17 protein-coding genes are annotated in these 18952 nt (G+C 48.2%); 6 read left to right on the forward strand and 11 right to left on the reverse strand.

What is annotated here, in order from left to right; all coding sequences use genetic code 11:
- Positions 1–25: 25 nt before the first annotated feature.
- On the reverse strand, positions 26–3178 hold the full coding sequence (locus tag ABT58_RS06620; RefSeq protein ID WP_047873504.1) for an efflux RND transporter permease subunit: 3153 nt from the start codon (positions 3176–3178) through the stop codon (positions 26–28).
- A gap of 2 nt (positions 3179–3180) precedes the next feature.
- Positions 3181–4302 (reverse strand): efflux RND transporter periplasmic adaptor subunit, encoded by a 1122-nt coding sequence (locus tag ABT58_RS06625; RefSeq protein WP_047873505.1) that lies wholly within the window; start codon positions 4300–4302, stop codon positions 3181–3183.
- 307 nt (positions 4303–4609) lie between these two features.
- Between ABT58_RS06625 and ABT58_RS06630 the strand changes: the two genes are divergently transcribed.
- From ABT58_RS06630 to ABT58_RS06640, 3 genes are all read left to right on the forward strand, one after another.
- Positions 4610–5548, forward strand: coding sequence for an NAD(P)-dependent oxidoreductase (locus ABT58_RS06630; RefSeq protein ID WP_053063002.1), 939 nt, complete (start codon positions 4610–4612; stop codon positions 5546–5548).
- 366 nt (positions 5549–5914) lie between these two features.
- Positions 5915–6577 carry a MarC family protein gene (locus ABT58_RS06635; RefSeq protein WP_047873670.1) on the forward strand — a complete coding sequence of 221 codons (663 nt, stop codon included), beginning with the start codon at positions 5915–5917 and terminating at the stop codon, positions 6575–6577.
- 216 nt (positions 6578–6793) lie between these two features.
- Positions 6794–7597 (forward strand): nucleotidyltransferase domain-containing protein, encoded by an 804-nt coding sequence (locus tag ABT58_RS06640; protein ID WP_047873506.1) that lies wholly within the window; start codon positions 6794–6796, stop codon positions 7595–7597.
- Positions 7598–7676: 79 nt separating this feature from the next.
- On the opposite strand, the gene ABT58_RS06645 is transcribed toward ABT58_RS06640, so the two are convergent.
- Positions 7677–8903: a TerD family protein gene (locus ABT58_RS06645; protein WP_047873507.1), complete on the reverse strand. Its 1227-nt coding sequence runs from the start codon at positions 8901–8903 to the stop codon at positions 7677–7679.
- Positions 8904–9248: 345 nt separating this feature from the next.
- On the opposite strand from ABT58_RS06645, the gene ABT58_RS06650 reads away from it, so the two are divergent.
- Positions 9249–10007, forward strand: coding sequence for a PEP-CTERM sorting domain-containing protein (locus ABT58_RS06650; RefSeq protein ID WP_047873508.1), 759 nt, complete (start codon positions 9249–9251; stop codon positions 10005–10007).
- An 86-nt stretch (positions 10008–10093) separates the two neighbouring features.
- Here ABT58_RS06650 and cobA read toward each other — a convergent pair whose 3' ends face one another.
- From cobA to ABT58_RS06675, 6 genes are all read right to left on the reverse strand, one after another.
- Positions 10094–10858: a uroporphyrinogen-III C-methyltransferase gene (gene cobA, locus ABT58_RS06655; protein WP_047873509.1), complete on the reverse strand. Its 765-nt coding sequence runs from the start codon at positions 10856–10858 to the stop codon at positions 10094–10096.
- 220 nt (positions 10859–11078) lie between these two features.
- Positions 11079–11933 carry a formate/nitrite transporter family protein gene (locus ABT58_RS06660; protein ID WP_047873510.1) on the reverse strand — a complete coding sequence of 285 codons (855 nt, stop codon included), beginning with the start codon at positions 11931–11933 and terminating at the stop codon, positions 11079–11081.
- Between the two features lie 84 nt (positions 11934–12017).
- Positions 12018–12341 carry a nitrite reductase small subunit NirD gene (gene nirD / locus ABT58_RS06665; RefSeq protein ID WP_047873511.1) on the reverse strand — a complete coding sequence of 108 codons (324 nt, stop codon included), beginning with the start codon at positions 12339–12341 and terminating at the stop codon, positions 12018–12020.
- A gap of 12 nt (positions 12342–12353) precedes the next feature.
- Complete coding sequence (gene nirB / locus ABT58_RS06670) at positions 12354–14933, reverse strand: nitrite reductase large subunit NirB (protein WP_047873512.1); 2580 nt, start codon at positions 14931–14933, stop codon at positions 12354–12356.
- Positions 14934–15171: 238 nt separating this feature from the next.
- Entirely contained in the window at positions 15172–15534 is a 363-nt protein-coding gene (locus tag ABT58_RS24005; protein ID WP_146147172.1) for a hypothetical protein, read from the reverse strand.
- A 31-nt stretch (positions 15535–15565) separates the two neighbouring features.
- Positions 15566–16084, reverse strand: a complete 519-nt coding sequence (locus ABT58_RS06675) for a GNAT family N-acetyltransferase (RefSeq protein ID WP_047873513.1) — start codon at positions 16082–16084, stop codon at positions 15566–15568.
- 228 nt (positions 16085–16312) lie between these two features.
- Between ABT58_RS06675 and ABT58_RS06680 the strand changes: the two genes are divergently transcribed.
- Both ABT58_RS06680 and ABT58_RS06685 read left to right on the forward strand, forming a co-directional pair.
- Positions 16313–16939, forward strand: a complete 627-nt coding sequence (locus ABT58_RS06680; protein ID WP_047873514.1) for a 3'-5' exonuclease — start codon at positions 16313–16315, stop codon at positions 16937–16939.
- A gap of 12 nt (positions 16940–16951) precedes the next feature.
- Positions 16952–17332, forward strand: coding sequence for a PH domain-containing protein (locus ABT58_RS06685; protein ID WP_047873515.1), 381 nt, complete (start codon positions 16952–16954; stop codon positions 17330–17332).
- Between the two features lie 90 nt (positions 17333–17422).
- Here the strand turns inward: ABT58_RS06685 and ABT58_RS06690 are convergent, their stop codons facing one another.
- Entirely contained in the window at positions 17423–18085 is a 663-nt protein-coding gene (locus ABT58_RS06690; protein WP_047873516.1) for an alpha/beta hydrolase, read from the reverse strand.
- A gap of 234 nt (positions 18086–18319) precedes the next feature.
- Positions 18320–18799 carry an outer membrane lipoprotein gene (locus ABT58_RS06695; protein WP_047873671.1) on the reverse strand — a complete coding sequence of 160 codons (480 nt, stop codon included), beginning with the start codon at positions 18797–18799 and terminating at the stop codon, positions 18320–18322.
- Positions 18800–18952 lie beyond the last annotated feature (153 nt).

The raw sequence follows: 18952 nt of genomic DNA on the forward strand, positions 1-18952 counted from the left end.
TCACAGAGATAACGTCAATAACGTATTAATCGTCTTCTAACTCTATCAGCTTGGTTGAGCCACCATGGAATTTCTCACGCTGGCGCTGAACCAGTGCGAAGAAACCTGGGATCAGGAAGGTACCAGCTAACAGTACGCACAACAGGCCACCCGTTAAGGAGATCCCCAGTGAGTTCTGACTGATGTGACCTGCACCTGAAGCAAAGATCAGCGGCAGAATACCCAAAATGAACGACCACGACGTCATGTTCACCGCACGGAAACGCAGACGACCACCACGTACCGCCGCCTGTTCGATATCCAACTCTTTTTCTTCACGCTCGATCTTGGCAAATTCCACAATCAAGATGGCGTTCTTCGCCGCCAAGGCAATCAAGAGAACCAAACCAATCTGTGCGTACAAGTTCAATGGTGTACCGGTAATGGTTAACGCCAAGAAAGATCCCAACGTCGCAACCGGTACAACAAGAATGATCGCCAGCGGAATACTCCAGCTCTCATACTGTGCCACCATGAACAGGTAAATAAAGATCAAAGCTAACGCAAACGCATAAATCGCCTGGTTGCCCGCCTGCACTTCCTGATATGCCATGCCGGTCCACTCATACTGGTAACCTTGTGGCAGCACTTCTGCCGCAACACGTTCCATTGCCGCAATCGCATCACCACTTGAGTAACCCGGCGCCGGAGAACCTTGAATCACCACCGAGCGGTACATGTTGTAACGCCATGCCACGTCTGGCTCAAACACTTGCTCCACTTTCGTCAGCGTACTTAGCGGGATCATGGTGCCGTTTGCAGATCGAACGTGGAAACGATCTAACGCATCCAAGTTGTCACGGAAGTCACTGTCCGCTTGCAGCGTTACACGGTAGTTCTTGCCGTACATCGTGAAATCGTTCACGTACATAGAACCTAAGTTACCCTGTAGCGTTTGGAAGATTTCTGTCAGTGGAATACCTAACTGCTTGGCTTTCACACGGTCGATGTCCACATAGAAATGCGGCACGTTGGCACGGAAGGTACTGAAGGTGTATTGGATTTCAGGCTGCGCATTGGCTTTCTTAATCACTTCCCCCATGACATTGGCCAAATCAGTACGGCTACGGCCCAGCGTATCTTCCAGTACAAATTCAAAGCCTGATGCCGGTCCCATCCCCGGTACCGCTGGGGCACCCATGGCAAACACGACCGCTTCCGGCAGTGTCATCGCCGCACGGGCATTAATACGGCTGGAAATCGCAAAGGAGGAATGATCCCCTTCCATCGCATTTCGCTCGTCCCACTCTTTCAACTTAATGAACAGTGACGCACCGTTGGATGCCGAAGCACCGGTCAGGAACGCAAAGCCATTGGCGACGGTAATACCTTCAATGCCCGGCTCATCAGCCAGCATTTCTTGCAGTTTGATGGTCGTCGCTTCAGTACGTGACAGTGATGCTGAGTCCGGCAGCTGCACGTTAACCAGCAAGATACCTTTATCTTCTGTCGGAACAAACGCTGTTGAAGTGGTTTTCGACAAGTAGGTTACCGCACCGACCGCCAATACAAAGAAGGTCACCAGCAATGCCACTTTGCGGACAAGGAAGCCTGCAATGGCGCCGTATTTCAGTGTAATTTTATCCAGACCACGGTTGAAAATCTCAAACCAGCGTGCGGTGTTACCGCCACCTTGTTTCAACACCAAGGCACACAATGCTGGCGATAAGGTCAAGGCGTTAATTGACGAGATCAGTACCGAGATACAAATGGTCAGTGCAAACTGGCGGTACATGATACCGGTAATACCCGGCAACATTGCCACCGGCAGGAATACCGCCAACAAAACCAAGGTGGAAGTGATAATCGGGCCCGTTACCTCTTTCATCGCGATCAGCGTCGCTTTACGCGGTGTCAGGCTTGGATCACGCGCCATATTGGTATCCACGTTTTCGATAACCAGAATGGCGTCATCTACGACGATACCGATAGCCAGAATCAAACCGAACAAGGTCACGGTATTGATGGTAAAGCCAGCCGCCAGCATGATGGCAAACGTACCGATCAGCGAAACCGGAATCGCAACAACAGGGATCAAGGTAGAACGCATGCTACCCAAGAACAGGTACGTCACCGCGATAACCAACAGAATCGCTTCAATCAGGGTTTTCACCACCCCTTTGATCGATTCAGAAACGAACAAGGTAGTATCATAACTGGTCTCGTAAGCCATGCCTTCAGGGAAGTCTTTACTCATACGCGCCAGCGTATCCATCACCGCTTTACCACTTTCCAATGCATTTGCATCAGTCTGCAGGTTTAACGTCACAATAGACGCAGGCTGGTTACGGAAATTACCGTTACCGTCATAGAACTTTTTACCCAGTTCTACGCGAGCAACGTCTTTGAGGTACACCATTGAGCCATCATTGTTGGCACGCAGTACCACCTTTTCAAACTCATCGACGCTTTCAAGACGACCTTTTGTCACCAGGTTAAACTGCACTTCTTGCGCGGCACTGTAAGGGGCGGCCCCCACTTTACCTGCTGCAACCTGAACGTTTTGCTCTGACAAGGCTTTGTGTACGTCAGATGTGGTGAGCCCCAAGTTCGCCATCTTCTCTGGGTCAAGCCAGACACGCATGGAGTATTCACCGCCACCGATCACGTTCACTTCACTGATCCCTTTCACGCGCGCCAACTGGTCTTTCACGTTCAGGTTAATATAGTTGATCAGGAACTTATCGTCATACTGGCCGTCAGGTGAATAGAAGTTCAAAACCATCAGCAAGTCAGGCGAGCGTTTTTTCACCGTCACACCGACCATACGCACTTCTGCCGGTAGCTTAGATTCAATCTGAGCAATACGGTTTTGTACGTTAACCTGTGCCATATCCGGATCGGTACCGATATCAAACGTCACGTTCAGGCTGTATGAACCGTCATTGGCGCTTTTCGAAGACATGTAGATCATGTTTTCAACACCATTGACAGAGGCTTCAATCGGGTCAGCGATCGCCTCTTCTACTACCTCAGCACTGGCGCCTGAATAGAAGGCTTTTACACCCACCGACGGCGGACTGATTTTCGGGTATTCCGCCACAGGCAGGTTCATCGCTGCGATAGCACCTGCCAAGGTCAGAATGATTGAGATCACCAGCGCAAATTTAGGGCGCTGGATAAAAAAGCGGCTTAGCATGATTACCCTTTCGCCTCTTCATTTTCCAAGCGCACGGTCACGCCGTTACGCACACGCTGCAAGCCCTTGGTCAGCACGGTATCGTCGGTATTCACACCTGATGCGATGATGATCCCTTGCTCCGTTTGAGGCCCTAACTTCACGTTGCGGCGTTCCGCCACATTGCCGTCTGTCAGCACCATCACAAAATCCCCTTCCAGATCGCTTTGTACCGCACGACGTGGGATCACGATACGTTCTACCGGCGATTTCTCACGCAGGAAAACCTGCACGTGCTGACCCGGCAACAATACCTGCTCTGCATTATTAAAGCTGGCGCGCATCGCAATCGTACCGGTGTTCAAATCAATGCGGTTACCAATGTAATCAACCGTACCTAATTGATCATATTGCTCACCGTTCGATAGGGTCAGTACCACTTCTACATCATTTGATCCCTTACCGGCACCATCCAGTGAATCGATGCCAAGTTCCAGACGCTGACGCTCACTCACATTGAAAGACGCTTGCATCGGGTCCAAGCTCACCAAGGTGGTCAATACACCGGCGTTTGGCGACACCAAATCACCAATACTCACCTTACTGTCACTGATACGGCCACTGAAAGGCGCGACGATACGGGTGTAAGAAAGATCCACTTCAGCGGCTTTCACCTGTGCTTTGGCTGCTTTAAGCTGGGCTTCCGCATTCAGTTTTTCTGCCGTTAAACGATCATATTCTGATTGGCTGATACTGCCTTTAGGTAGGAGGTTTTCACCACGCTGCCAGTCAAGGTTGGCACGCTTTAGAGTGGCTTCTGCCTGAGATACCGATGCTTGTGCACTGGCTAGACGGGCTTCATACGCCGCCGGTTCAATTTCAAACAATAGCTGGCCTTTTTCAACCTGCTCACCTTCTTGGAATGAACGAGATTTTAAGTAGCCTGACACTTGTGCGGTAATGGCAACGTCTTCCATGGCCTCTGTACGGCCCACAAATTGTTTGCCTTGTTGATAATCAATCACAGTAACAGGTTGTGCTGCCACCAAAGGCATCATTGCGCCAGGTTGCCCTGTCGCTTTCTCGCCACACCCCACCAGCAAGCTGGTACTTATGAGCGTTGCGAGCATCAGTTTCTTATTCATATTGCCGACCATCTAAAATGTAAAAAAAGCGCAAAAGATTTGTTAACCTGTAATAATGTGGATTATGGGGTTAACCTTCCCTTCCCGCGCAGAAATGGGTAATTCATTGACCTCTGCGGCTGAAAATAGCATTCTGCGTTTAATAGAAGCTGAACAATATCAGGGTTAAAAGAAGATTTTTGCTTCAAATGTTTCAAAACATTTCAAAGCGTGACATTTTAATAAAACCCACTTTGATTCAAATCATTTAGTGCCTATAACTCATAAGGTTATCATTAGCACAAAGCATACCTAGGAAGTATATTTCATGGATTATCTACCGATATTTTTATCATTAAAGAATAAAAAAGTGGTCGTTATAGGCGGTGGTGAGGTGGCATGCCGAAAAATCGACTTATTAAGGAAAGCTGAGGCGAACATTACCGTGGTTTCCCCGGCGCTTCACCCTTATTTGCACGGCCTGGTAGAGAAAGCGGCGATCACATGGATTAACAAATCCTATACACCCGACGATTTAAACGGGGCCATGCAGGTCTGGGTCACGACGAATAATCGCGCACTCAATCATGACGTTTTTGAAGATGCCCAAGTACGGGGATTATGGGCAAATGTGGTTGATGATAAAGACTACTGTAACTTCATCACGCCCTCTCTAATCGATCGCACGCCCATTCAGGTGGCGATATCCAGTGGCGGCGCCTCCCCTGTTTTAGTGCGTTTTTTACGCGAGAAACTGGAAACACAATTACCGCAAAACCTGAGCCTGTTAGCCGACTATGCCGGTCAACAGCGTGACCGTATTAAGCAGTATTTTAAGACCGTGGATGAGCGTCGAAAATTTTGGGAATTGTTCTTCCGCCATGCCGGTGTAGAACAAGCCCAAAGCATGGATGAACTAGAAGTGCATTTTCAGCAATTACTAGACGATAATACAGATTCACTTGCGGGCCTGTACTTGATTGAAACCGGCACCGATCCTGAGATGCTGAGTTTGAAAGCACTGCGTTTAATGCAGCAATCGGAGTTTGTACTATTCCCGTCGGGGAAAGATGACGGCATTTTCCTCGATTTATGCCGCAGGGATGCCGACCGCGCACCTTACACACCTAGCACGCTGAATAGGTTAGTTAAGCAATATATAGATGAGGGATTGCGCGTGTGTGTGCTTGCGGATAAACAGAACGCTTCTGACTTGTTTGGGCCTTTACAGCACTATCGTCACGCGCAATATGTACCGACCGTATAACGGTGAGAACTCATCGCCCATTCAGCACATTGGACTGTTTCTGATTTTCTCACTGATTAATCGCATGGCTGCTCCGTCTTTTTAGGGGCAGCGCTTTTCACGCAGCAACCGCACAGCACATTTCTCACAACACAATTCTCTCACCGCTATTCTTAGGCCGTGTCGCCAATCTCAGCCTCTCTGCGCCAGCCATGTATTAGCATGACCATCTTATTCGCGAGGTTTCAGCCTGCGTAACGGCGCGCCATCAATATATGGTCTAAAACCATACAAAATAGATACTAAAATCACAAAAAGTTCGCTTCACCACGACTAAAGTTGTTAAATAGGTATAATTATTTGTTAGTAAAGGAAGGCCTTGCAGTGATACATGATATTGCTACCCTCACCGTTACCGTTTTCATGGGCTTTTTTGCCATGATGAACCCGATTGCCAATACCGCCGTTTTTGTCGGTTTAACCGGCAGTCAAAACGCTTCTGAACGCCGCAATACCGCCATTAAAGCCTTAACCACCGCCTTTTTTATCGTTGCGACATTTTGCTTACTCGGTAAAGGCATCTTCAGTGTGTTTGGCATCACCTTGCCAGCACTTCGACTTGCCGGCGGCATTTTAGTCTTTTTAGTGGGTTATCATATGTTACAAGGTAACGCCTCTAAAATGCATTCCACCAGCAACGATGAAAGCGACGCTCAAAACAATGAGAACGCTGGAAAAGACATCGCTATCTCTCCCCTTGCCCTGCCGATTTTAGCGGGTCCAGGCACCATTGCGACCGCCATGAACTATTCCGCATCCGGCGACATGCTACATATTGTCATTACGATTGCCGCCTTTGCGACACTGTGTTTGATTACCTTCGTGTGTTTCTTATTTGGCCAAAAACTGGTGAGCAAAATCGGTGAGAGTGGCATCAGTATTACTACGCGCCTGATGGGATTGATCCTGACCGTTATCGGCATGCAAATGCTGATTCAGGGTGTGCACGATGCCTATGCCCTATTTCAGACAGCCGCGATTCCTACATAATCATCTGTAGTCAATGCAGATAAACGCATCCTGACAGAATAGACATTGATAGAGTCACCTGTGTGGCTCTATTTTTTTATCAAGTGATTGCGAAACTTATCGGGTTCCATTACCCTGTAATGCTGCGTGAATTTTACCGCACTAACCGTCTGGTCATTGGACGGTTCACACCATCGATATACGTATCGAATTATGGAAAAGGTAAACAGGTAAAATATGAACTATCCACAATCACTCCCTCACTCTCACAAGCAGCTGCTTTCTCATATCCTTGCGGTATTTACTCAAGACCCACGTATCGTCGGTATTGGGGCCAGTGGTTCGTATGCGTCTGACACTATGGATCAATACAGTGACTTAGATTTGGTCATTGCTATTAATCCTGATGACTACGCTGCGGTGATGGAAGAACGCTTCACACTTATCGAACAATTAGAAGGCAAAGTCGCCGCTTTTACTGGTGAGCACGTCGGTGAACCCCGTTTGGTAATTGCATTATTTGCCCCACACGCGCTGCATGTGGATTTTAAGTTTGTCGCATTACCGGATGCTGCTGTGCGTGTGGATGACACCAAAGTGGTGTGGGAGCGTGACGGTCAACTCAGTGCAATTTACGCGCAATCTACCCCACACTATCCATGTCCAACACCGCAATGGGTAGAAGATCGTTTTTGGGTTTGGGTCCATTACGCTGCCACAAAGATTGCCCGTGGTGAGTATTTTGAAGCGGTGGAGTTTCTCTCTTTCTTACGTGGCATGGTGCTTTCACCGCTGGCGTTACAACAACGTGGTCTTACCCCATCGGGTGTACGTCACTTAGAAAAACGTATGCCGGATGTTGCTTCACTGCTGACAGAGACCATCGTGCAGCCAGAAAAAGCCCCATTGATCATGGCGTTTGAGAAAATCATTGCGTTCTACCTGACTTTACGCGAGCGTGAAGACGTGACGATTCATCATGAAGCCCAAGCCTTGGCGCTGGCCTATTTTCAACATGCATTCTCTGTCTCTGAGAACTGACTGGTTGTTAGAGTAAAATAGCAACGGGAGGCAATGATGCCTCCCGTTTTGTCTTTTCTGCTTTTGCTATCAAACGTGACTATTTGTAGTCATTCATCGGACCGATATCCATCCGTACATCTACTTCACCTTGCGCATTCACAAATAAAATAGGGCGATTTTCTGACCCTTGTTGGCTGTAATACTCTAACGCTTTGATCATCACCCCATCTGGCGTATTGATGATGATCCCGGGTACACACGTATAAATAGCGTCATTCTGATTCGCATTTTCAGCTGGAATATGGATTTCTGTCCCTTGATGGTTATCAATCATCATTGAGACTTTATACCGATAAAATGAACCTGAACCATTAGATTGTGCAGAATACGCAACCGGTACCACCGCTTTAATGCGATCATTCAAGCGAATTTTGATCTCTTCTTTACTGATTTTTGGTTTCTCACTGAAGAAGCTGGATTTCCCTTGCTTCACATCACCGCCATGTCTGACCGCACCGTTATCAAAATTCGGCCGTGCAGGTACCCCTTCGGCACCAAAGGTGGCGACATCCACCTGTGTGCCATCATTCAATAACACCAATGCATACACATCGTAGTCAGTTCCACTGTTCCAGGAAATCGACGCCGTAATCTCAGGTGTTTTTTCAATCAATACGGCTTTTTGGCCTTTGGTCAAATCCACCTTACCGCTGACTTTTTGGAAATTTACACTGGGTGCAGGTGTGGGCTTAGATATTGGTACTGAAGTTGGTGCAGGCGTCGGACTAGGTGCTAACTCTGTTTCCGGCTCAGCTTCTACTTCAATGCCGTACATCCCACAGAGACCCGCAAGTCCTGTCGCAAACCCTTGCCAAACAGAACGCAACTTACATTGCCCATTACGCAGATAGACCTCTGCAACAATGATCCCTTTCTCGGTGGTAAATGACTGAGGCGTTAAAACCGTCACCGTGCCGTTGCAGTGGACTTCTGCGCTTAAGTCCAGTCCGGCAAAGCCTTTTCCCTTATCTTCCGTTAACGTAATGGCAATTTTTGCGATGGGTTGACTGGCTGGGCGCAAGGAAAAATCTAGCTGATGCACGGTCTGATCAGCAGATGTTTTAGGGGCAGTAAAGCGGGCGATATGTTGCGGATCAGCAGGCTGATTGAAAAACACCATGCCTTCATCCCCTAACACTTTACCGGTTTCATCCAGTAAAAATGCCGTTAAGTTAACATCCACCTGTGACGATGCAGAGTGTTTAATATAAATCGTGCCTTGTGATGCCGCTAATGCACAGTTACCGCCTTTTTGTAATTCCATTTGCGCTTCCTTACGTGACGTTTCAAACCGCCTGCATCGTATCGAACTGTGTTTTAAACACAATCAACATACCGACATAAATACTGGGTTTGCGAGAAACGTTACTTTCTGACCGCAATGCGTTCTTTGCCGTCTCATTTTTACTCCATTAACCACACTTACATGGAAATACATACGCCCCATTCATGTCAGCTTTTTTTACAGCCATCATGCGCACATTTGAGTGTTTAGTTTTAAATCATTGAATTTATTGAGTTAAAAATATTGGCATCATCCATGCTTATCTATATGCAACTAAATACAATTCAGCAGTATGAATATCAATCATTTTAAAGGAGAAGAATGATGATGAAACAAATAGCTCTAGCCGCGTTGTGTGTCGGTTCTTTTGCCTTTACAAGCACGTCTCAAGCAGCCGTTATGTACGATGTTATCAATGCCACCTCTAAGAACTGTAATGGCGGGCCACACGGCTTATGGACAAATAAACATAAATTCAGCAAAGGGACCTGTGGACAATACTTTAATATCCAGAAAGGGACATTCACGTTTTATAATGACCACAGTGATGAAAGCATGTGGACAGCGAACTTGTCGATGCAAGCCAAAAACCCTATTGGGGATTTAGCTGAAGTCAATATGGACTTCCATTCGTTTAGCCACAAAGAAGCCTATAAACGTGGTGGAGGTGGCCGTGACAATACTGCCAATGATCTCAACACGGCACCGACACCGGGTAACGGTGACATCGACTTCTTTACGGGTATCGGGCCTGACAGCTACATCAAAGTGACCAAAATCAACGGTAAGGAAAAGATGTTTGATGCATTGAGCCTGTTTGGTTCAAAGAATGGCAAGCCTCTTGTCTTTCAATTTGGTGATGGCGCCAGCGATAAACGAGACAACAAAAAATTACCGCTACAATTTGGTGGTGCGGCATGGTTACTGCCCTTTGTCGGCGCTAAAGGCCATCAACACTGGGATCTGAACCTACATTTTGTGAATCCAACGGTTTTCTCTGTCCCTGCACCGTCTTCTTTAGGATTCTTGGGATTGGGTGCGCTGGCACTGGCTTATTGGCGTCGTCGTCAAACACAAGCCTAGCTGCGAGTACCTTTTCACGCCCCATACAAAAGCGGCGATATCTATCATCTCGATATCGCCGCTTTCTTCATTCTCTTTTTATTGCATTATGCGTCGCCGTGAAACCAATCCAACTTCTCATGCAACGCCGTCACGCTACCCACCACAATCAAAGCTGGACTTTTTGCTTGCTTGGCGACATTCGGGAGCTCACTTAACCCACATCGGAACACGCGTTGCTCTGGTCGGGTACCGTTTTCAATAATGGCGCAAGGCATCTCTGCGGATAGCCCATGCGTCAGAAGCTTATCGGCAATATACCCACTTTGCTTCAAGCCCATATAAAACACCAAGGTGGCATTCGACTGTGCAACAGCTTGCCAGTCCATTTCTTTACCGTCTTTTTGTACATGGCCAGTAATGAACTGCACGGCTTGTGCGTGATCGCGGTGTGTTAACGGAATCCCGGCATACGCCGTTGCCCCCGCCGCCGCCGTTATTCCCGGCACTACTTCAAAATCAATGCCATGCTCAGCCAAGGTTTCCAATTCTTCACCACCACGGCCAAAAATGAACGAATCCCCACCTTTTAGGCGCACAACGCGTTTACCTTCAAGGGCTTTGTCGACAAGCAGTTGGTTGATCTGATCTTGCGGCACACAGTGATAATCCAGTTGCTTGCCCACATAAATCTTTTCAGCCTGATCATTGGCAAGCGCCAGAATGTCTGCTGACACCAGGCGATCATAAACAACCACCTCCGCTTGCTGGATCACACGAAAACCTTTTACGGTCAACAAATCCGGATCACCCGGTCCTGCTCCGACCAACGACACGAAACCACGGTGTAAATGATTCTGACATGTGCTCATCACAGCATCTCTCTCTAAATTTGAAAATAAGAAGTGACACTGTGACGAGCGATTATTCGCAGCAATGGCACTTGTTATTATCACTTTTTGTCTGGTTCTGGTTCACAAGCTGTTTAAACGGTTTGGTTAAGACTAGGCCTAAGTAGACAACGTCTTGGTTTCGCCCCACGCTCACTCGAAGACCGAACAAGCATGGGGCGATACGAAGCAAAATCACACTTTATTTCGCGCTGAATGCACCTTCTGCTTTTACTGACGTCTCTGTATTCATGTCGATCGTTGGTGCGGTACGTGCGTGTGTCAGATAAAGCGGAATACAGGTGAACAGCAAACCACCCACGATGTTACCCAAAATGGTGGGAATCAGGTTGAAGTTCAGCCACGTAGCAATACCAAAGTCAGCGCCCAACATCATGCCAAGCGGAAACAGGAACATGTTCACCACGGCGTGCTCAAAGACCAACGCGAAGAAGATAAAAATAGGCAACCACATGGCGGCGATTTTGCCTGCGACTGTACGGGCGGTCATGTTACCGATCACGCCTAGACACACCATCAAGTTACACAGAATGCCGCGTACAAAACAGGTGATCCAACCGTCCATACCCAGATTTTCAAACCCCACAGTACGGGCTGTTGCGACCGCAATAAATTTCTGGCCAACCGCGTTCGGCTCTACGCTGAAATTCATGGTCAAAGACAAGGCAATCAAACCCGCGACCAATAGCGAACCGATAAGGTTACCCAAACCAACCCAACCCCAGCAACGCAGCACACGCCCCCACGTCACACCCGGACGGTTATCAAATTTAGCCAATGGCGCGAGACCAAACACACCCGTGACCAGGTCATACCCCATCAGGCTCAAGATACAAAAACCCACCGGGAACACGAGCGCCCCGACAATGCCAATGCCCGTTTGCGTGATCGTGGTAATCGCGACTACAACTGCCAGCGAAAGGATGATCCCCGCCATCATGCCGCGTAATATCAGATCGCGCGTGCCTGTACGTACTTTTGCTTCGCCCGTATCAATCATTGTTTGGACAAATTCAGCCGGTTTTAAGTAAGACATCATGTCTCTCCCAAAAAGTTAAAATGAAAATTGAATAGTGAAAGGCTCCTTAAAGAAGCCTTTAAGCTATTAAATCTTTTTGTTTTACGCGGCGATTTCCACCATCCCTTCAACCACGCGGGCTTGATAGGCTTTCACACTGAAACGTGCGTCTTCCATGCATTCGCCGGTCGTCAGGTTAAAACGCTGTTTTTTCAATGGGCTCGCCACCCACAGCGCGCCTTGGTGTTCGCAAATTAATCCACGCGATAGTACGTTGGATTGAAAGAACGGGTCGGTATTGCTGATAGCCAATACCGCTTCTGCTTCCGTCGGACGGAACACCGCAACTTGTTCACCGTTGACCAGTGCACACACACCCGTGCCCGGTACGATGTCGCTGATTTGGCAAATCGTTTCAAATGACATAATCCACCTCGCTTAGGCTTCTGTTAACGATGCATCAGTCAGTGCAACATGTAAGATGTCGCCTTTCGCATCAGGGTGTTTTTCGGTGTAAGTTGCTGGACGGTGCTGCTCACGCTCAGGCACAAAGGCCACGTTGTCGTCACGCTGGTCGGAGTTAATGAAGTGGGCAAAACGGGTCAGCTGCGATTCATCATTGATCGTTGCCGTCCATTCACACTCGTATTCATCTACCAACTTGGCAACATCCGCTTCAAGTTGCGCGTTGATGTCCAGTTTGTCGTTCACGATAACGTCACGCAGGTAATCCACGCCCCCTTCCATGTTTTCCATCCACACAGAAGTACGCTGTAGTGGCGCAGCAGTACGGATGTAGAACATCATGAAACGGTCGATGTATTTGATCAGAGTCTCGCGATCCAAATCGCTCGCCAGCAGATCCGCATGGCGCGGTTTCATACCACCGTTACCACACACGTACATGTTCCAGCCAGCGTCCGTCGCGATAATACCAAGATCTTTACCCTGTGCTTCGGCACACTCACGAGTACAACCCGACACACCAAACTTCATTTTGTGAGGGGTACGGATGCCTTTGTAGCGGTTCTCGATAAAGGACCCCAGACCAACAGAATCTTGTACGCCGTAGCGACACCAGGTTGAGCCAACACAAGTCTTCGCCATACGCAGTGCTTTGGCATACGCCTGACCCGTCTCAAAACCGGCATCAATCAGCTTGCACCAGATCTCAGGCAAATCATCTTTCTGTGCACCGAACAGGCCAATACGCTGGGCACCGGTCACTTTGGTGTAAAGGCTGTATTCTTCAGCAACGGCAGCGAGTGCGCCCAGTGCTTGTGGGGTAACTTCACCGCCCGCCATACGAGGGATAACGGAATACGTACCGTCTTTTTGAATGTTGCCAAGGAAGTTGTCGTTGGTGTCATGCAGTTTCACCAACTGTGGCTTGAGGATGTGCTCGCCCCAGCAAGAGGCCAGAATTGAGCCCACCAGCGGCTTACACACTTCACAACCGTAACCCTTGCCGTACTTCTCAAGCAGCTCGTCAAAGGTTTTGATTTCATCAATGCGAATAAGGTGGAACAGTTCCTGACGTGAATAGGCAAAGTGCTCGCACACATCATTCTTCACTTCCACGCCGGCTTTCGCCAATTCTGCATTCAGTACCGACGTCACCAATGGAATACAACCGCCACAACCTGTGCCTGCACCTGTAACGGCTTTAATATCACTAATGGTGTGATGGCCTTCTGCGACGGCTTGGGCGATCTTGCCTTTGGTCACATCAAAACAAGAACAAATCACTGCGCTTTCAGGCAAGGCATCTGCTCCCAATGACGGTTTCTCTGCGCCCGCATGGGCAGGTAAAATCAAGGCATCAGGATGCTCAGGCAAGTCGATTTCGTTCAGCATCAGCTGTAACAGATCACCATAATCAGCGGTGTCACCCACCATCACGGCACCCAGCAGCTTTTTATTGTCTTCAGAAACAATCAGGCGTTTGTACACTTCCTGCTCTTCGTTCTGATAGACATAGCTTTTACAACCCGGTGTACGGCCATTAGCATCACCAATAGAGCCGACTTTCACACCCAGCAGCTTCAATTTGGCAGACATGTCAGCCCCTTCAAACTTGCTGCCGGTGTCGCCTAGCAGGTGATCAACCGCAACAGTCGCCATTTTATAGCCCGGCGCAACCAAGCCATAGAACATGCCATTCCAAGACGCACATTCACCAATCGCATAGATGTTTTCATCTGAAGTCTGACAGTGATCGTTAATCACGATACCGCCACGCGGAGCGATATCCAGCTCCATCTGACGGGCTAACTTATCTTGCGGACGAATACCGGCAGAGAACACAATGAAGTCGGTTTCCAGCTCGGTGCCATCCGCAAAACGCATCACATTGCGGGCGCTTGTGCCTTCTGGAGCAATTTCCAGTGTGTTTTTGCTGGTATGGACATTTACGCCCATACGCTCGATTTTTTGGCGAAGCTGATTACCCCCGGCCAAGTCCAATTGCTCAGCCATCAATTTCGGGGCAAATTCCACCACATGGGTATCCATACCAAGGGCTTTCAGGGCACCCGCCGCTTCTAGGCCCAGCAAACCACCGCCAATCACGACGCCGCTTTTGCTGTTTTTCGCGCATGCTTCGATTTGCTTAAGATCTTCAATGGTGCGGTACACAAAGCAATCTTTGCCTTCATGACCTTTGATAGGCGGAACAAATGGGTAAGAGCCAGTGGCAAGAATGAGTTTGTCGTACTGGATTTCACGACCGGAAGAGGAATAGACGATGCGGTTTTGGCGATGAATATTGATGGCACGTTCGCCTAACAATACTTGAATGCCGTGTTTTTCGTAAAAGCCTTCTTTAACTAAAGACAACTCTTGCGCAGTGTGATGAGAGAAATAAGAAGAAAGGTGAACACGGTCGTAAGCGACCCGGGGTTCTTCACAGAAAACAGTGATCTCATACTTCGAGACGTCCGTTTTCTCAACGAGATCTTCGATATAACGGTGGCCTACCATGCCATTACCGACGATCACCAGTTTGAGCTTGCTCATAATCAGTTCCAGCCATTATCTGTAATACTGACCCAATTGTGATTTATGAACAAAAATGAACATATGATGTAAATCAATTACCGCTTTAAACTACCCTAAAGGGGTAGATGCATAAAAAACCAGCTAAACCGTGATCCAACATCAGGTACTTACCGAATTGCGCTGTAACAATCTTTCATTTTTGACACGTCAGTACAGTATGGCTATTCACATCACTATCAGCATTCTATCTAGGATCCTACTTGCTATATCGCGTCGTCATACCCTTAAGATCAATAACGCAATACCCTGTTGAGACCCATTTTGACAGTATGCTTGATTTGCCAAAGGCCCTCTGTCCTGTACCAGAAGATAAACCTTCATAAGTGTCAGACAAAGGCGTCAAACTATATCGCGTTGCAAAATCAGAGAGCGCTTTATCAAAAGAACCGGGCAAGTGAGCGTGAGTATTGATTGTCTGTAAATCACTTACTTGAACATCGACTGACAATAGTGCATTTACATCAACACAAAATGCCTGCGTTTGAAAACGGTGATAACCCTGCCATCCCAAAAGCCAAACGCTTATAACGCCAATCAATAGCAATGTATTTGCAATCATCGACCGCTTTGTCACAGGTCAACCCTACTATTCATCTTGCCAACGAACCCAAGCACTTTCCCATTAGCCATTCATCAACATACTGCCCGCCAACAAAAATAGCCCCTTTCTTGACGCCCTCTGTTTCAAACCCCATCGCGATATATAATCGCTGTGCTTGAACATTGTGCGCCATCACCGTCAGTTCCAGACGCTGTATATCACGTGCCTTTGCACACGTTTCAAGGGCAGAAAATAACTGTCGACCTATGCCTTGCCCGCAATACGCCTGCTTTATGCCAATCACACAGCGCATGACATGGCGTACCCGTGACAAGTTATTCACCAGACCACCGATATAACCGACAATCTCTCCGGATGTTTCCTCGACGGCCACCAGCATCACACTGGTATTGCCCTCATTGAGTTGCTGTAATCGGTTCGCCTGTTGCTCCAATGTGGTTGTACGTTCGCCCGGCTCATACAACATAAACGCTGTTTCCTGATCCAACCGTTGATTTAACGCATGCATTTGTGGCGCATCGTCACTGTTGGCTTCTCTGATTAACATGACGAGGATCCTTCTCTTGTGCCATTTTGACAATGACCTTTCACCGTACGTATTTTGACGTTCCTCATCCAGCCCTACTCATAGCGGATGAAACCCATATCACGAATTCACTTTTTACAGTGTTACACCTTACATAAGGGGTCATGTATACTGGCGAGCAGTAGCAAATACGCACTGTGCCGTTCTTAGCAAAACGAAACGCACAGCAACAAAGCAAAAGGTATCCATGTGAAAAAACAGTCTGCGAACACGGTTATCGTGTTGGACTTTGAAACCACCGGCCTGTCCCCCAACATGGGTGATCGCGCTATTGAAATCGGTGCAGTAAAAATTGAAAACGGTCAGGTGGTCGATCAATTCCAGCAACTGATGAATCCGGGTTTCCGTGTCAGCAGTTTCATTGAGGGTTATACCGGGATCAGCAATTACATGCTGGCAGACGCACAGCCATGCGACGTTGTCATGAATGACTTTGCAGATTTCATTCAGGGCTACAACTTAATTGCCCACAACGCCTCTTTTGACCAACGTTTCCTGGATGCGGAACTGCAGCGCATTGGCCGCCGTTATAACGGTGAATTTGCCTGCTCTATGCTGATTGCTCGCCGTTTGTACCAACACGCATCCAACCATAAATTGGGGACGCTGGTGAATACGCTAGACATTGAAAATGACGGAACCTTCCACCGGGCATTGGCCGATGCCGAAATGACCGCCCGTTTATGGTTGCGTATGCTGGAAGACATTCAGCATCAATACCGCACCCCGTCGCTGACCTTTGATGCGATGCACAAGCTAAGCAAAACCAGTAAAGCGACTGTACCAACCTATTTACGTAAATTAGCCTTGAGCTAAGGAGAGACACCAATGGGATTATTTGATGCATTGATCGGCAATGCCGGTGAAATGAGCCAAGATGACGCATACGAAGAGTTATCGACCATTCTGGGTGAGAGTGAAACCATTGAGTTGGCTTATAAACTCATTCGCGACATGATTGTGTTAACCAACCGCCGTCTGATTTTGATCGATAAACAAGGCCTGACCGGTAAGAAAATTGAGTACCGTTCTGTGCCTTATAAGTCCATCACCATGTTCAACGTGGAAACCACTGGCCATTTTGACTTGGATGCTGAATTAAAAATCTGGGTATCGGGTCAATCAGAGCCGCTGGACTTTGAATTTAGCGGTAAAACCAACATCTACACCCTACAAGGGTTGTTGGCAGAGAAAGTTGCAGGGAAATAATCCCGCTCGCTATCTATCGATAAACTGCACGGTTTGCATAATGCCCATGTCGATAAAACCGTGCAGCTCACAATGGCATTCAATCTGTCGTTAGATCTGAAAACGCTGTCGTATCCACGTCGCGATATCCACGATTTGCGGATAACACACTTGGTGTTCCATATCGTATTCACGCCAATTCGGCGTAAAGCCCAGCCCTTGCAGCGCCGATAACGCGTCTTTCCCCAGCGCCGGAAACACCACCGGATCAAATCGACCATGCATCATCTCAATAGGCAGTGCATGGTTCGCTTCATTCACCGTGATTGTCTCAGCGGTTGGGAAGTAGGTCGACAACGCCAACAAACCCGCCAGCGGAAACGGATACGTCAATGCCGTGTGATACGCGACCGCGCCACCTTGAGAAAAACCAGCCAGAATAATCCGATCGCTCGCGATCCCTTTTGCGCGCTCTTGATCAATCAAGGTCGCGACCTGATCGGCAGAAGCGCGTAATTGATCGTCATTAATTTCACGCCCGGCACCCATTGACAAAATGTCGTACCAAGCCGGCATGACCATACCACCATTAATGGTGACGGGAATCGAAGGGGAATGAGGAAAAATAAACCGAATTGGCGCCTCAGGCGGTAGCATTAACTCCGGTAAAATGGCTTCAAAGTCATGGCCATTAGATCCCAGCCCATGCAGCCAAATCACTGCGGCCGTTGCGGTAACCGTCGGCTCAACGACCACGGCAGATAATGTGTTCATACTGCTCCTCTGTTTATGTATTGCGTACATCGCATGCATTCACAACGAACGGTCATCTTGGTGAATACCTATCAATAAGTGGCTTCTGCCAATGTGTTGATATTACAGTACAAACAATACGTTCCGTGCGCAACGTCAATCAACGACAACGGCCAATGATCAACAACGCCACAGCATTCACTGTGGCGTTGTGTCAGTCTGTACTCAAAGCCCTTGTCTCATTCATGTATTGAATTACTCAGGCACCACCCGTGCGGTACGGCCATCCACATTCACACGCACACGTTGTCCAACGGTGAACATCATGTTTGGATTGGCTTCTTGCACAATGGCAATGGTCTCTCCGGTGTCGTCCATCTTAATGGTCAAGTTCACCCCATTACGACGGGTGACGCCTTCCGCCGCTTTACTCCCGGCATAACCCCCCAGTAAACCACCACCAATTGCGGCAATATCAGAGCCCGATCCCCCACCGATTTTTGAACCTAAAATCCCACCAACTGCCGCACCGGCAATGGCACCGACACCTTGGCCTTCCCCTTCAATGGTGACTGGCTCGGTTTTCATAATAGTTCCGTAACGCACTTGCTGAATGGAACGTGTGTCTGCCACGCCATAGGAATCCCCATACGGATTGCTTGAGCACCCGACCATGGCCCCACTTAACACGACAACACCGCCAATCATCACAAGGGCTGACAGCCGCTTCTTCAACGTGGTGTGCATTGTCTTCAACATGTTCAAAATCTGCTTCACATTTCACCTGCCTGTCGTTATTTCTCTCACGAACCTCATTCAAAAAACCTGACGCATTTAACTGTCATTACGCAGTCTATTGATGGTCTCTCCCAAGTATAGCAACCCGCG

The sequence above is a fragment of the Photobacterium aphoticum genome, assembly GCF_001029435.1.
GTDB lineage: Bacteria > Pseudomonadota > Gammaproteobacteria > Enterobacterales > Vibrionaceae > Photobacterium > Photobacterium aphoticum.

What these genes read in the sequence shown, in the direction of transcription:
- ABT58_RS06620 (WP_047873504.1), bottom strand. Translation starts at nt 3,178, where the DNA reads ATGCTAAGCCGCTTTTTTATCCAGCGCCCTAAATTTGCGCTGGTGATC.
- ABT58_RS06625 (WP_047873505.1), bottom strand. Translation starts at nt 4,302, where the DNA reads ATGAATAAGAAACTGATGCTCGCAACGCTCATAAGTACCAGCTTGCTG.
- ABT58_RS06630 (WP_053063002.1), top strand. Translation starts at nt 4,610, where the DNA reads ATGGATTATCTACCGATATTTTTATCATTAAAGAATAAAAAAGTGGTC.
- ABT58_RS06640 (WP_047873506.1), top strand. Translation starts at nt 6,794, where the DNA reads ATGAACTATCCACAATCACTCCCTCACTCTCACAAGCAGCTGCTTTCT.
- ABT58_RS06645 (WP_047873507.1), bottom strand. Translation starts at nt 8,903, where the DNA reads ATGGAATTACAAAAAGGCGGTAACTGTGCATTAGCGGCATCACAAGGC.
- ABT58_RS06650 (WP_047873508.1), top strand. Translation starts at nt 9,249, where the DNA reads ATGATGAAACAAATAGCTCTAGCCGCGTTGTGTGTCGGTTCTTTTGCC.
- cobA (WP_047873509.1), bottom strand. Translation starts at nt 10,858, where the DNA reads ATGAGCACATGTCAGAATCATTTACACCGTGGTTTCGTGTCGTTGGTC.
- ABT58_RS06660 (WP_047873510.1), bottom strand. Translation starts at nt 11,933, where the DNA reads ATGTCTTACTTAAAACCGGCTGAATTTGTCCAAACAATGATTGATACG.
- nirD (WP_047873511.1), bottom strand. Translation starts at nt 12,341, where the DNA reads ATGTCATTTGAAACGATTTGCCAAATCAGCGACATCGTACCGGGCACG.
- nirB (WP_047873512.1), bottom strand. Translation starts at nt 14,933, where the DNA reads ATGAGCAAGCTCAAACTGGTGATCGTCGGTAATGGCATGGTAGGCCAC.
- ABT58_RS24005 (WP_146147172.1), bottom strand. Translation starts at nt 15,534, where the DNA reads ATGATTGCAAATACATTGCTATTGATTGGCGTTATAAGCGTTTGGCTT.
- ABT58_RS06675 (WP_047873513.1), bottom strand. Translation starts at nt 16,084, where the DNA reads ATGTTAATCAGAGAAGCCAACAGTGACGATGCGCCACAAATGCATGCG.
- ABT58_RS06685 (WP_047873515.1), top strand. Translation starts at nt 16,952, where the DNA reads ATGGGATTATTTGATGCATTGATCGGCAATGCCGGTGAAATGAGCCAA.
- ABT58_RS06690 (WP_047873516.1), bottom strand. Translation starts at nt 18,085, where the DNA reads ATGAACACATTATCTGCCGTGGTCGTTGAGCCGACGGTTACCGCAACG.